This is a genomic window from Streptomyces sp. CB01580, from assembly GCF_001905795.1.
In the GTDB taxonomy this organism is placed as follows: Bacteria; Actinomycetota; Actinomycetes; order Streptomycetales; family Streptomycetaceae; genus Streptomyces.
Map to the genome: position 1 here is coordinate 115806 of NZ_LIXJ01000022.1, position 12872 is coordinate 128677.

16 protein-coding genes are annotated in these 12872 nt (G+C 72.1%); 7 read left to right on the forward strand and 9 right to left on the reverse strand.

From position 1 onward, the window contains the following. Nucleotides 1-220: 220 nt before the first annotated feature. Nucleotides 221-598 carry a RidA family protein gene (locus tag AMK22_RS27430; RefSeq protein ID WP_073789303.1) on the reverse strand — a complete coding sequence of 126 codons (378 nt, stop codon included), beginning with the start codon at nt 596-598 and terminating at the stop codon, nt 221-223. A gap of 119 nt (nt 599-717) precedes the next feature. On the opposite strand from AMK22_RS27430, the gene AMK22_RS27435 reads away from it, so the two are divergent. The 5 genes from AMK22_RS27435 to AMK22_RS27455 all read left to right on the forward strand — a co-directional run bounded on the left by AMK22_RS27435 (nt 718) and on the right by AMK22_RS27455 (nt 4299). Further along, complete coding sequence (locus AMK22_RS27435) at nt 718-1101, forward strand: winged helix-turn-helix transcriptional regulator (RefSeq protein WP_073789304.1); 384 nt, start codon at nt 718-720, stop codon at nt 1099-1101. Nucleotides 1102-1309: 208 nt separating this feature from the next. Continuing rightward, nucleotides 1310-1501, forward strand: a complete 192-nt coding sequence (locus AMK22_RS27440; protein WP_073789306.1) for a DUF6461 domain-containing protein — start codon at nt 1310-1312, stop codon at nt 1499-1501. Between the two features lie 193 nt (nt 1502-1694). After that, nucleotides 1695-2189, forward strand: coding sequence for a hypothetical protein (locus AMK22_RS27445; protein ID WP_073789308.1), 495 nt, complete (start codon nt 1695-1697; stop codon nt 2187-2189). 355 nt (nt 2190-2544) lie between these two features. Beyond that, entirely contained in the window at nt 2545-3630 is a 1086-nt protein-coding gene (locus tag AMK22_RS27450) for a MerR family transcriptional regulator (RefSeq protein ID WP_073789310.1), read from the forward strand. A 147-nt stretch (nt 3631-3777) separates the two neighbouring features. After that, nucleotides 3778-4299, forward strand: a complete 522-nt coding sequence (locus AMK22_RS27455) for a DUF2199 domain-containing protein (RefSeq protein ID WP_073789311.1) — start codon at nt 3778-3780, stop codon at nt 4297-4299. A gap of 238 nt (nt 4300-4537) precedes the next feature. Here AMK22_RS27455 and AMK22_RS27460 read toward each other — a convergent pair whose 3' ends face one another. From AMK22_RS27460 to AMK22_RS27475, 4 genes are all read right to left on the reverse strand, one after another. Then, nucleotides 4538-5137 carry a TetR family transcriptional regulator gene (locus AMK22_RS27460; RefSeq protein WP_073789353.1) on the reverse strand — a complete coding sequence of 200 codons (600 nt, stop codon included), beginning with the start codon at nt 5135-5137 and terminating at the stop codon, nt 4538-4540. A 286-nt stretch (nt 5138-5423) separates the two neighbouring features. After that, a complete protein-coding gene (locus AMK22_RS27465; protein ID WP_073789313.1) occupies nt 5424-6674 on the reverse strand; it encodes a GNAT family N-acetyltransferase in 1251 nt (416 codons plus the stop codon). 156 nt (nt 6675-6830) lie between these two features. Beyond that, nucleotides 6831-7835, reverse strand: a complete 1005-nt coding sequence (locus AMK22_RS27470; RefSeq protein WP_073789315.1) for an asparaginase — start codon at nt 7833-7835, stop codon at nt 6831-6833. 46 nt (nt 7836-7881) lie between these two features. Continuing rightward, the gene (locus AMK22_RS27475; protein WP_073789317.1) at nt 7882-8499 is read right to left on the reverse strand and encodes an RsiG family protein; all 618 of its coding nucleotides are present in this window, start codon (nt 8497-8499) and stop codon (nt 7882-7884) included. 131 nt (nt 8500-8630) lie between these two features. Between AMK22_RS27475 and dtd the strand changes: the two genes are divergently transcribed. After that, on the forward strand, nt 8631-9080 hold the full coding sequence (gene dtd / locus AMK22_RS27480) for a D-aminoacyl-tRNA deacylase (RefSeq protein WP_073789318.1): 450 nt from the start codon (nt 8631-8633) through the stop codon (nt 9078-9080). A 210-nt stretch (nt 9081-9290) separates the two neighbouring features. On the opposite strand, the gene ygfZ is transcribed toward dtd, so the two are convergent. From ygfZ to AMK22_RS27495, 3 genes are all read right to left on the reverse strand, one after another. Next, nucleotides 9291-10256 carry a CAF17-like 4Fe-4S cluster assembly/insertion protein YgfZ gene (gene ygfZ / locus AMK22_RS27485; RefSeq protein ID WP_073789320.1) on the reverse strand — a complete coding sequence of 322 codons (966 nt, stop codon included), beginning with the start codon at nt 10254-10256 and terminating at the stop codon, nt 9291-9293. A 71-nt stretch (nt 10257-10327) separates the two neighbouring features. Continuing rightward, the gene (locus AMK22_RS27490; protein ID WP_073789321.1) at nt 10328-10816 is read right to left on the reverse strand and encodes a Fur family transcriptional regulator; all 489 of its coding nucleotides are present in this window, start codon (nt 10814-10816) and stop codon (nt 10328-10330) included. A gap of 216 nt (nt 10817-11032) precedes the next feature. After that, nucleotides 11033-11605, reverse strand: a complete 573-nt coding sequence (locus AMK22_RS27495; RefSeq protein ID WP_073789323.1) for an FABP family protein — start codon at nt 11603-11605, stop codon at nt 11033-11035. Between the two features lie 438 nt (nt 11606-12043). On the opposite strand from AMK22_RS27495, the gene AMK22_RS27500 reads away from it, so the two are divergent. Further along, entirely contained in the window at nt 12044-12406 is a 363-nt protein-coding gene (locus tag AMK22_RS27500; RefSeq protein WP_073789324.1) for a DsrE family protein, read from the forward strand. A 74-nt stretch (nt 12407-12480) separates the two neighbouring features. On the opposite strand, the gene AMK22_RS27505 is transcribed toward AMK22_RS27500, so the two are convergent. Continuing rightward, nucleotides 12481-12738: a DUF3099 domain-containing protein gene (locus AMK22_RS27505; RefSeq protein WP_073789326.1), complete on the reverse strand. Its 258-nt coding sequence runs from the start codon at nt 12736-12738 to the stop codon at nt 12481-12483. Between the last annotated feature and the right edge of the window lie 134 nt (nt 12739-12872).

Here is a 12872-nt window from a genome sequence, read left to right on the forward strand (position 1 = left end):
ACCCCGATGGTGCGCCCACTCGCTAACTTTTGCAAGCACCCGCTTGCAAAAGTGCATCGTGTCACCGGCACGACCGGCATCAACGTGACGCATACGAGTGACTGGACACGGGGGTCGCCACCCGGGCTCGGCATCCGTCGCGCGGCGCGCCCCGTGACGGACGGCCCTTGGAACCAGGGCGGGTGACGACCGTCTCGCCCAGCCGGCGAAAGGCGTCCGCTCAGTCGAGGACCGCAGTGGCTTCGATCTCGACGAGATGGTCGGGAACGTCCAGTGCCGCCACGCCCAGCAGCGTGGCCGGCGCGACCGGGGCGGCACCCAGCCTCGCGGCCGCCCGGGAGATCCCCTTCAGGAGCAGGGGCATCTTGCCGGGGGTCCAGTCGACGACGTGGACGGTCAGCTTCGCCACGTCGTCGAAGGAACCACCGGCTGCGGCCAGGGCGGTACCGATGTTGAGGTAGCACTGTTCGACCTGGGCGACGAGGTCACCTTCGCCGACCGTGGCCCCCTCGGCATCCCAGGCGACCTGCCCGGCGATGAAGACGAGTTTCGACCCGGACGCGATCGACACCTGCCGATAGACGTCGACCTCGGGCAGTCCACCTCCTTGTCATGAGGGACGGTCGCACCCCTCGTGGTCTCTTGTGGTTACTGAGAAACCGTAGGAGAGTGGCCGCTGACATGGAAGAACGCACTTTTCGGTGACTGGGGAACCTCATGGTGACCAAGCAGTTCAAGGGCTCGCCCGAGGACGAAGCGGACCTGACGCGCGCGGACTCGTTGGCACGGGAGATCTTCTCGGACGTCGCCAACAAGTGGGCGCTCCTGATCATCGAGGCGGTGGGCGACCGCACCCTGCGCTTCACCGAGTTGCGCGACGAGGTCGAAGGCATCAGCCACAAGATGCTCACCCAGAACCTGCGCATGCTGGAGCGCAACGGCCTGGTCGAGCGGTGCGTGCATCCCACCGTGCCGCCGCGGGTCGAGTACACCCTCACGGAGCCGGGCCGGGCCCTGCGAGCGACGGTCGCCGGCATGTGCGACTGGACCCACCGGTACCTCGGTCACATCGAGAACGCCCGGCGCGACTTCGACAACTGACAGCCGGCTCACTCGCGTACGCGACTGTCGGGCGGGCCCGAGGCGCTGCTCCGCACCCCGGACGACCGCACCCCGAGCCGCTCCCCGGACGGCTGCAACCCAGGTGCCCCGCGCCACGGGTGAGCGCATCGCAGGTGACGGTGGCGCGGGTGAACCGCGCCGCAAGTGACGACACGCCGATGTCAGTGGCATCGGCGATGATCGCGGCATGACTACGACCGCCGCCGATCGCATGTGGTTCGAGGAGCGTTTCCCGGAACTCGCGGGAGCGTATTGCTTCACCTTGGCGCACGGCCTGTCGCCCACCGAGGTGCTGCGCCGCCTCGAAGGGCGTGAGGACTGTGGCAGCGCCCGAGTCGTCCATGACACCGCCGCCGCAGCGGAGTCGGCGGGCGCCTGACGCGAAGTCGGGATGAGGAACGACGCGGCAGGTTCACCTGCACTCGGCATTCGGCATTCGGCGAGACGCAATACGACACAGCACGGCATGGGGCGGCTTCGATGACACATGCTCCGACCGGCGGTACGGACCGTCGCGGCGGGCAGTACCCGACCCGCCGCCCGCCGACGAATCGAAGATCGGGAGAAGATCCATGGGTGTACTGACCGACTATTTCCGCGCGGGGGATGCCGCCTCGGTCGTCCAGGCGCTTGAGCAGACGGATGGTGCGTCCCCGCTCTACGCGGAACCCTCCGTGTTCGACGGGGTCGAAGCCAAGCACGTGGATCCGGCCGTCGTCCTGGGTCAGCTGATCGCGGCCGTCCAGCAGACCGAGTGGCGGGTGGACCTGGTGGGCGAGACGACCGTGTGGCCGACCTCCCCGGCTCCCGGCCCGGAGGGCCCCGAGACCGACGACGATCCCTGGGTGACCGGGCCATGGGTGTCGCAACTCGGTCCCGTGGTACGGGACGCCCTGGCGGGAGTACACGACTCCGAAATACCGGCCATCGCCGCGAGGTGGGTGCAGGCGGAGGAGTTGCGGGAAGCCCGCGCCGAAGAGATGCGGCCGCTGGTCGAATCGCTCGTCCTGCTCGCCAGGCGGGCTCACGACGCCGGTGATCAGCTCTACTGCTGGATGTCGTTGTGAGCTCGTCCGGTACTCACCCCCTCACGCGTCACGCGTGGCCGCGACGGCGGCAGCCAGGAGGCCGTCGGCCACGGGGTGCGGGGCACGGGGTCGGGTGACGGCGAGGACCTCCTGCTCGGGGCGGTGGTCCACGGGAAGGCCGTCGACGCGGTGGAGCGGCCGGGTCCGGTCGTGCCGGCCGCCGACCACGCAGGCGGGTGCGAATCCGCCCGCCGGGCCGAGGAGACCACCACCGAGCAGATGAAGGACCGGGGAAGGCGGAGCCCCTGCCCGGCCCCCGCCTTGACCTTCACCCTGGGGAAAGCCACAGCATCGGTGGGGCCGGGCCAGGCGCCCGGCACGAGGAGGAGCGGGCATGGAACTGCTGACCATCGGGGCGTTCGCGAAGGCGTCCCGGCTGTCGCCGAAGGCCCTGCGCCTGTACGACGAACTCGGCCTGCTGCCACCCGCGCGCGTCGATCCGGTGACCGGTTACCGCCTCTACGCGCCGCGGCAACTGGAGCGGGCCCGACTGGTCGCCTGGCTGCGGCGCCTGGGGATGCCGCTCGCCCGCATCCGGCACGTCTGCACCCTGGACGCGGCCGGGGCGGCCCAGGAGGTCCGAGCGTTCCGGGCCCGGTTCGAGGCCGAGACCGCCGCGCGGCGGGACCTCGCCGCCTTCCTCGTCGACCAGCTGACCGGAGAGGACCCCGGAATGTCACCGACCACGACCACCGAGCCCCTGGAAATCCGTTACGCCGCGCTCTCCGACACCGGCCGCGTCCGCGGGAGCAACCAGGACACCGCCTACGCGGGAGGCCGGCTGCTCGCCGTCGCCGACGGCTTCGGCCGTGCGGGCGCCTCCGCGAGTGCCGCCGCCGTCGACGCGTTCCGGCACCTCGAAACCGGCGGTGTCCCGGCGGGCGATCTCCTCAACGTCCTGGAGGACGCCGTCGAACGGGCCGAGCGGGCGGTACGCGGCGTCACCGCCACGGGTCCCGCGCCGGACGAAACCGGCACCACGCTCACCGCGATGCTCTGGACGGGCTCGCGGCTGGCCCTCGTCCACATCGGCGACTCCCGCGCCCATCTCCTGCGCGACGGCGCGCTGTTCCGGATCACGCACGACCACACCGTGGTGCAGGCGTTGATCGACGAGGGGCGCATCGACCCGGAGGAGGCCGACTCCCACCCTCAGCGCTCACTGCTGATCCGGGCGCTGGGCCGGGGAGCCGACGGCACCCCCGACATGCGCCTGCACGAAGCCCGCGCCGGGGACCGCTACTTGCTCTGCTCGGACGGCCTGTCCGCGGTGGTCGGCACCGAGGAGATGCGCCGGGTCCTCACCACGGTCGACGAACCGGAACCGGCCGTACGGGAACTCGTCTCGCTGGCCAACCGCTCCGGCGGCCCCGACAACATCAGCTGCGTCGTCGCGGACGTCGTGGAGCCGCACCGGTAGGGAGCGGAGCCGACGCCCCGCCTCCCGGCCGGTCCCCGATCCCTGTCTCCGTTCGCGGCCTCCCCCGTACTCCCGGGGTCCGTGCCGGCCGCGCGGCAGGCGGCGTTCGAAGACAGGGATTACGGGACAGCCCTTAGGATCCCGCCCATGGCTATCGACCCCGGCTACACCTGCTCCTGCTGCGGTGAACACCACGCGGAACTCCCGATGGGGTACTCGACCATGGCGCCCGACGTCTGGGACGCGAGCCTGGAGAGCGATCCCGACAGCATGCTCTCCTCTGAACAGTGCGTCGTCAGGAACGAGCACTTCTTCATCAAGGGCCTGATCGAGATACCCGTCCTCGGCTGCGAGGAGCCCTTCTCCTGGGGTGTGTGGGTCTCGCTCAGCCGGACGAACTTCGCGCGCGCCCTCGATGTGTGGGAGACCCCGGGACGCGAGGCCGAGCAGCCCTACTTCGGCTGGCTGAGCACCGAGTTGGGGCTGTACTCGCCCCGTACGACCAATCTCAAGACGAACGTGCACACCCGCCCCATCGGCCGGCGCCCCGCCGTCGAGCTGGAACCCACCGACCACCCCCTCGCCGTCGAACAGCGCACCGGCATCACACGCGACCGGGTACGGGCGATCGCCGAAGCGGTGCTGCACGGCACGGACCTGAGCGGCTGAGCGCCGAGCGCCCGCGCGGCTGATCGCTCACACACCTGCGCACGCGCCCACGCACCCGGCGCTCAGCGCTCAGCGTTCACGCACCCACGCACCCACGCACCCACGCACCCACGCACCCACGCACCCACGCACCCACGCGTCGGAACGAGCGGTCCCACGGCCGGCTCCGGGGCTGCTTCGGGGCGACTCCGGGCCGATTCCACGGCCGGCTGCTCACCGGCTCCATGCCCGGCGCTCCTCACCGGTCGATCCCCGAGCGCAGCTGCTCGAACGCGGCCTCGGCGTCCGCGACCGCTTCCGGGTACGCCCGGTCCGCGCTCATGCCCGCATCGATCCGCCGCCAGTTCTCCTCGGCCAGGACGCGGAGCACGGCGTTGATCTGGCCCGCGGCCAGCCGGTCCGGCATCCGGTCGCCCAGCGCGTGGGCGAGCACCGCCTCCGACCGCCTCTGGTAGCCGAACAGCCGCGCCACCAGGGACGGAGTCCCGTACAGCAGCCGCAGGTACACCAGTACCTGCGGCGCGTCGCACAGCCCGGTCACCGGGTCGCGCCGCTCCAGGCCGTCGAGGAAGTGGCGGCGCACGGCGTCCAGGGGGGATTCGTCGTCCGCGCGGGCGGCGACCACGCGGGCCGACTCGTCCTCGTGGTCGGCGAACCGGTGCAGCACCAGGTCCTCCTTGGTCGGGAAGTACCGGAACAGCGTCGGCTTGGAGATGTCCGCGGCCGCCGCCACCTCCGCGACCGAGACCTTGTCGAAACCCCGCTCCAGGAACAGCGCGATCGCGGTCTCCGAGACCGCCTGATACGTCAGCTGCTTCTTCCGCTCACGCAGGCTCATCGGCGCGTGCAGCGCATGGGATGCCTGGGTCGTGTGCTCCGGGCGGCCCCGACGGCCCCCGTGCGCCGTGTGCGCCACTGCCCCGGGGCCGGCATTCTCTCCGCTCATGACCATGAAGGGTACGCCTCGGCCCCGAGCGGACTCGACGCCCGAGCCCGGCCACCGCGCGCACGTCGGACACCCCCCGCGCCCATGAACCGGCCCGACCGCAGAACCCGGCGGGACGGCCCGCGTGCACGCCCCCCTGCGGACCCGCCCGCGCGCACGGAGCCCCCGCCTCCGGGCGTCAGAACATGTCCGGGCACCACGCCCGCCGCGCCGCCCGGAACACCCCCTCCGCCGTCGCCACCGCCCCCGGTGTCCGTTCCTCGATACGGCCGAGGGCCGCCAGCCGGGCCGGGGACTCGTCGCCCAGGTAGAGCGTCCCCAACTCCCTTACGTCCAGGGCGATATCGGCGTCCCGCGTGGTGGGGGCGCAGGTCGCGCCGGACGGGGAGGCGTCCAGGCGGTAACGGCCGCCGGCCAGGCCGGCCGCGTCGTGGACGTCCAGGATCAGCGTGCCGGGCACGGCGTAGGTGCGGGCCTCCAGGGCGCGTACGACGTCGAGGACGCGCACCCACAGCCAGTCCGCGTGGGTCACGACCCGGGCCGCGCGCGGGTCCGGGAGGAGAAGGGGCAGCAGGTCGTCGGGAGCGCGGTAGCCGGTACGGACCGTGGTGATCCAGTCGATCGAGCAGACGAAGTGCCACAGCGCGCGCTCCGCGGCCGGGGTGACGGCGATGTGCTCGACGACCGTGGCCCGGTTCAGCGGCTGCTTGGCGTCGCTCCAGCGCTCGTCGGCGCGGTAGGCCATCAGGCCGTCGGGCTCGCCGTCCGCGTCCCGGTGGACCGCGTAGAAGGGTTCCGTCCAGGGCTCGGGTCGGGGCCGGTTCTCGCCGGTGGTCAACTCCCACCAGCGCGCGTCACGGTTGATGGCCCCGTGCCGGCGGGCGCGCAGCCGGTCGTGGATCGCCGGGCCCAGCTTCCGTACCTCCGCGCCCGTCACCAGGTCGATCCGGCCGCCGTCCGTCGCGGAAGGGACGGGTCGGCGCGTGTCGAGGCCCGAACGGGACACGTCGATCTCCCACTCGGTGGTCCACGTCGCCGGGCCGAAGCCGTACCGTCCGTAGATCGGGTACTCGGCGGCGATCAGCGTGGCGACCACCTCGCCGCGTTCCTTCGCCGCCGCCAGGTCGTCGGCCACCATCCGGCCGAGCAGTCCGCGGCGGCGGTGCGTGGGCGAGACCGTGACGTTGGAGATCGCGTCGGCGCGCACCGCGGCACCGCCGACGGCGGTGAGTTCCTGTGCGAACGAGCGGAACGTGGCCACGCACCGCCCGTCGTCGAACACGCCTCGCGTGCGTGAGAGGTCGGTGTGCAAAAGGCGGTTGCCGATCTCCTGCTCCGTCACGGTCGGCGGGCGCAGGAAGCCGGTGTTCACGGCCCGCAACCAGTCGGGGAAGTCGGACTCGTCGAGCGTACGGAGGTCAAGAGGCATGCGCCCACGCTAGGCATTCCGATCAGGGGCTGTCGCCGGGTTTTCCATCGGTGCCCGGACAGGGTCCGGTCGGCTCGGGCTCCCGCTCCGGCACCGCCCGGAACGGGATGTCAGGAGCCGGACACCGGACCCGGACATCCGTCCGGGCGTGTCCGTTCAGAACGCCGCGCGGATCTCGCCGACCTCGCCGCCGCCGCCCAGCAGCGGGGCGTGCCCGATCCGGTCGGCCACCGGGGCGTCGACACCGAGCAGCCGCAGCGACCGGGCCAGCACCGGGCCCAGCGCGCGCCCGGCACCGTCGTCGATCTTGAAGGCGAGCGCCCGGCCGTCCGCCAGCGCCACCGCCTGCACCGCCTCCGCGCCCATCTTGGAGAGCGTGCCCGGCACCTCCCGCATCAGCCAGGTGTCGGGGCGGCGCGTCCCGGCCACGTACTCGGGGTGGGCGCGCATCGCGTCCGCGACCCGGCGCTCGGCCGTCCCCGGCTCCGCCAGCACGAACGAACGGAACGCCCGGGCCAGCCCCACCAGGCTGATCGCCATCAGCGGCGCCCCGCACCCGTCCGTGCCGACCGCCGCGACCGGCTCGCCCGCGACCTCCTCCACCACCTGGTGGACCAGGCGCTGGAGCGGGTGCGCGGGGTCGAGGTAGGAGGTCCGGTCCCAGCCGTTCAGCGCGCACGCCGCGAGCATCGCCGTGTGCTTGCCCGAGCAGTTCATGGTGATCCGCTCCCGGACGTTCCCGGCGGCGAGGTACGCCTCCGCCTCGGCCGGATCCAGCGGCAGGTCGGGCGGGGTCCGCAGGTCGCCGGGCGTCAGCCCGTGCTCGGCGAGCATCGTACGGACGAGATCGAGGTGGAAGCCCTCCCCCGAGTGGCTCGCGGCGGCCAGCGCCAGCCGCTCCCCGGACATGTCGAGTCCGGCCCGCAGCACGGCAGCGGCCTGCATCGGCTTGTTGGCGGAACGCGGGAAGACGGGCGCCGCCGGATCGCCCAGGGCCCGTTCCACGCTGCCGTCCGCGGCCAGCACGACCAGCGAGCCGCGATGGCCGCCCTCCACGAAGCCGGACCGTACGACCTCGGCCAGGACCGGATGGGCGTCCGGGCGGGCAGGGGATATGCCGGACGGGGCGGCGGGGGCGGAGGAGACGGCGCTGGGGGTCATGGTGGCCTTCCGGGGACGGTGCGGACCCGCCCCCGGAAGGATCGCTTCAGGCGAGCAGATCGTCTACTTGTGCTTCTCCGTCACGGTACCTGCGGGCGATCTCGGCACCGCAATCGTCAGCGGTGCGTTGCAGCTGGTGACGGCGCCGGGAGACCTGCTGCTCGTAACGGACCAGGCGCCCCATCGCGGCGTGCAGCTCCTCGTCCGTACGGGCGTCGAGGTCGGAGAGTTCGACCTCGGCGAGCGTCTCGGCCGCCAGTCGGCGGTACTCGTCGCTGCGGGGCGTGGTGAGCGTGACGTGCCGGGCGGAGGAGCGGTGCCGGGACGGGGTGTCGGCGAGGATCTCCGAGAGCCGGTCCACCACCGGCGCCTCCGGATCCAGCCGCCGGGCCAGCTCGGCCCGCAGGATGTCGATCCGCCCCTGGACCAGTCGCCGCACGTAGCTGAGGTCGGCCTCGTCGCGCTGCGAGTCGCGGCGCAGCGTGCGCAGCTCCGCCAGCCGCAGACCGCCCAGCTCGGGCCGCGGCCCGGCGGGCGGGGCGTCCACACCCGCGTGACCGGTCCGCTGTACGGGTGGGCGCATGGTGCTGGTGCCGCCGTCGCCATTGCCGTCGCACGTGAACGGCACGGCGCCGGAGGACCGCCCGGTTCCATAGGTGCTCATGCTTGTGTCCATCCCCTCGACCGGTGCGTCGGCACACCGCCTTGCGAGCATGGTGCCACTCCAGTGGCCCCGTGTGGGCGCTCTGTACCCGTTCAGCCCAAGGCGGGGTTGGCCAAGTTAGGTTGGTCCGTATGCGTGCAGTGATACAGCGGGTGGACGGCGCGAAGGTGACGGTGGCCGACGGCTCGGGCGCGTCGGACGGGCCCGAGGTGGTCGGCGAGATCGTCGGCGAGGGGCTGTGTGTGCTGGTGGGGATAACCCACGGCGACACTCCGGAGAAGGCGGCCCAGCTCGCCCGCAAGCTCTGGTCGGTCCGCATTCTAGAGGGCGAGAAGTCCTGCTCGGATGTGAATGCACCGCTTCTGGTGATTTCGCAGTTCACCCTCTACGGGGACGCCAGGAAGGGCCGCAGGCCCACCTGGAACGCCGCCGCGCCGGGCGAGGTCGCCGAACCGCTGGTCGACGAGGTGGTGGCGCAGCTGCGGGCGCTGGGGGCGCACGTGGAGACGGGCCGGTTCGGGGCGGAGATGCGGGTCTCGCTCACGAACCACGGCCCGTTCACCGTGATCGTCGAGGTCTGACCCGGTCCCGGCCGGGACGGACCGGGACCGGCCGGTCCCGACGCGGGCGCGTCCGGATGGCGCGCACGGGGCCCGGCAGCGGGCGCGGGCCGGGCCGGGGCTCGAAGCGTGTCGGGCCCGTGCGGCCCGTCCGGCCCGACACGAGCGCTTGCGTGGTGCGTCCGGCCCCGGGACGAACGTGTCCGGGTGGGGCGCCCGGTCGGCCCGGTCCTACGGCTCCACGACGACTTCCTGCGCGGCGGCCGTGTCCCCCGCGAGCAGTTCCGCGTCCACCGCGACGTTCCGCTTGACCAGGGCGAGCGCGATCGGCCCCAGCTCGTGGTGGCGGGCGGACGTGGTGATGAAGCCCAGCTGCCGGCCCTCGGGGCCGTCCGCGGCGAGCCGCACGGGGGTGCCGTGTCCGGGCAGGACGACCTCGCTGCCGTCGAGGTGCAGGAAGACCAGTCGGCGCGGCGGCCTGCCCAGGTTCTGCACCCGGGCCACGGTCTCCTGCCCCCGGTAGCAGCCCTTCTGGAGGTGGACGGCGGTGCCGATCCAGCCCACCTCGTGGGGAATGGTGCGGTGGTCGGTCTCGAAGCCGAGACGCGGGCGGTGCGCCTCGACGCGCAGCGCCTCGTACGCCAGGATCCCGGCGAGCGGGCCGTGTGCGGCCGCGTACTCCTCCAGGTCGGCGCGGGGCAGGAACACGTCCCGGCCGTACGCCGTCTCCCGTACCGTCACACCGTCCGGGACCTCGGCGATGGAACCGGCGGGCAGGTGCACCACGGCGAAGTCCTCGGTGCGGTCGGCGACTTCGACCCGGTAGAAGAACTTCATGGACTCCAGGTAGGCGACGAGTCCGTCCTGCGTGCCCGGCTCGGCGTGCATCCACACCGTCTCGCCGTCGTCGACGAGGTAGAGGGCGTGCTCGACGTGCCCGTTCGCGGTGAGGATCAGCGCGTCGGTGGCCTGCCCCGGGGCGAGTTCGCTGACGTGCTGGGTGAGCAGCAGATGCAGCCAGGCCAGCCGGTCGCCGCCGCTGACGGTGACGACGGCGCGGTGCGAGAGGTCGACGAGGCCGGAGCCGTCGGCAAGGGCGCGCTGCTCGCGGAACAGGTCGCCGTAGTGCGCGGCGACGCCTTCGTCGCGGCCTTCGGCGGGGACGGCGCCGGGCAGGGACAGCAGGGGGCTCTTCATGCGACCAGCGTACGACGCGGTTCCAGGGGGCCGACGGTGGGCACCGTCACCTTCCGACGACCCCTTCGGTGTCACGCTTCGGCGCCGTGACCTTCCGGCGCCACCCTCGACACCGCTTTCGCCGACGCTTCTTCGGCCGTCGCCCGCGCCGTGCACTCGGCGCACCGGCCGAAGATCGCGAAGTGCTTCATGTCGGTCTCGAAACCGAAGCCGTCCTCGAGCTTCGCGGTGAACTCGGCGACCACCTCGACATCGGCCTCGATAACGTTCGTGCAGTCGCGGCAGACCAGATGGATGTGGTGGTGGCGGTCGGCCAGGTGGTACGTCGGCGCCCCGTGCCCCAGGTGGGCGTGGCTGACCAGGCCCAGTTCCTCGAGGAGTTCGAGCGTCCGGTAGACGGTGGAGATGTTCACCCCCGACGCGGTCCTGCGCACCTCGCAGAGGATGTCGTCGGGCGTCGCGTGCTCGAGTGTGTCGACGGCTTCCAGAACAAGCTGCCGCTGCGGCGTCAGCCGGTAGCCGCGCTTCCGGAGATCGGTCTTCCAGTCGGTGCTCACCACACGCTCAGTGTAGGTCCGGGCGGACCGCCGCCCGCGGCCGAAGACGAAAGGGCCGTGCGGCGGGGCCGGAGCACCGGCCGTGCGCGGGTCGGGCGGCTGCTCGAAGCGGCCCGCTCGCGGCGGTCCGCCCGGGGCAGCTCACCGCCGCCCGCGATGCCTGCGACCCGCTCGGAGCCTGCTCGAAGCCGCTCGAAGCGGTCTGCTTCTCGAAGCGGTCTACTTGAAGAACGCGATGCCGTCGTCCGGCAGGTCGCCGAGGCTCTTCGCCATCGCCTCGACCTCTTCGGGGGTGACGACCTTCTTCAGATGGGCCGACATGTACGGGCGCAGCTCGACCTCGGGGGTGGCCTTCTCGCCGACCCACATCAGGTCGCTCTTGACGTAGCCGTAGAGACGCTTGCCACCGCTGTACGGGCCGGAGGCGGCAGTACGCGCCACCGCGTCGGTGGCCAGGTCGATCTGCGGCTTCTGGTCGGCCAGCTCGCCGTACCAGATCTCGACGACGCCCTGGTCGCGCACCATGACGACCTCGACCTTGCGGTCCTTGTCGATGCGCCAGTAGCCGGTCTCGGACTCCAGCGGCCTGACCTTGTTGCCCTCGGAGTCGAGCACCCAGGTGTGCGAGACGTACTCCAGGAAGTCCCGGCCGTCGTGCCGGAAGGAGACCTCCTGGCCGAAGTTGCACTTCTCGGCGCCGGGGAAGTCGGAGACACCCGCGCCCGCCCAGTTGCCGAGGAGGAAGGCCAGCGGGACGAGGTCCGGGTGGAGGTCGGACGGGATCTCGATCATGAGTGGCTCAGACGATCTGTGAGGAAGGCGGGGGGTGGTGGATTCCGGACGTGGCACACGCCGGTGCGGGGGTCACGTCCGTCCAGCGGGGACACCCGCGCCGGGGGGGACGGAGGGAGGAGGGGCGGCGGTGGGCCGCTGTGGTCAGCGCTGGCCCTGGTAGAGCTTCTTCACGGTCACGCCCGCGAAGGCGAGGGTGCCGATGCAGACCAGGACCAGCAGGGCGGTGAAGAATGCCTCGAGCACGGGAACTCCTTGGGACGGGCGGTGTGGCAGCGGTACGGCGCCGGGCCCCAGCCTAATGGGTTGGGCCCCGGCACGTCGGTTCGGGGCTTGCGGGCCCGGCCGCGCACGGACGCACGGTTCCGCGGTGAGCACGGCGGGCCCGCGCGGTGCGGGCCCGCGCACGGGGACCGGCCGACGATTACAGTTCGAGCCATGTCGAAGAAGCTCGTGATCAAGGTGACTGCCGGTGCCGACGCGGCCGAGCGCTGCTCGCAGGCGTTCACGGTGGCCGCGGTCGCCGCCGCCAGCGGAGTGGAGGTCTCGCTCTGGCTGACCGGGGAATCCTCGTGGTTCGCCCTGCCGGGGCGCGCCGCCGAGTTCGAACTGCCGCACGCGGCGCCGCTGCCGGACCTGATCGGGTCGATCCAGGCGGGCGGGCGGATCACCCTGTGCACGCAGTGCGCGGCCCGCCGCGACATCACCGAACAGGACGTCCTGGAAGGCGTACGGATCGCGGGCGCCCAGGTCTTCGTCAGCGAGATCATGGCCGACGGCGTGCAGGCCCTCGTCTACTGACGCACCCGGCACGCGCACCCGCGACGCCCCGCCCACGCGCCGCACGCACACGCGTCATCGCCGGGCGGTGACGTTCAGTGGCGCTTCTTGCCGTCGAGCTCGTCCCACCACTCGTCGGACTGCGGATCGCCGGACGGATCGTCCCACCAACGGTCCTCCGGCCCCCGCCGATTGGCGATCATGGCCGCGACGGGCGGGATGACCATCGCCACGAGGCACATCACTATCGCGGCGGGCATCGACCACAGCCTCACGAAGGCCCAGGCCGAGACGAAGAGGACGATGCAGCCGCCCATCATCAGGAAATAGCCACGACGGCGTCGGGCGTACATGCTTCAAGCCTAGTGCTGTGACCGGGAAGGTTCACCGGCTCGCGACGCCCGGCACGGCACCTCGCGGTGTTGTCGCATCACCCACGTACGTCCAGTACGCGGACGATCCTCCACCTTGCGATGCACCGCACCGG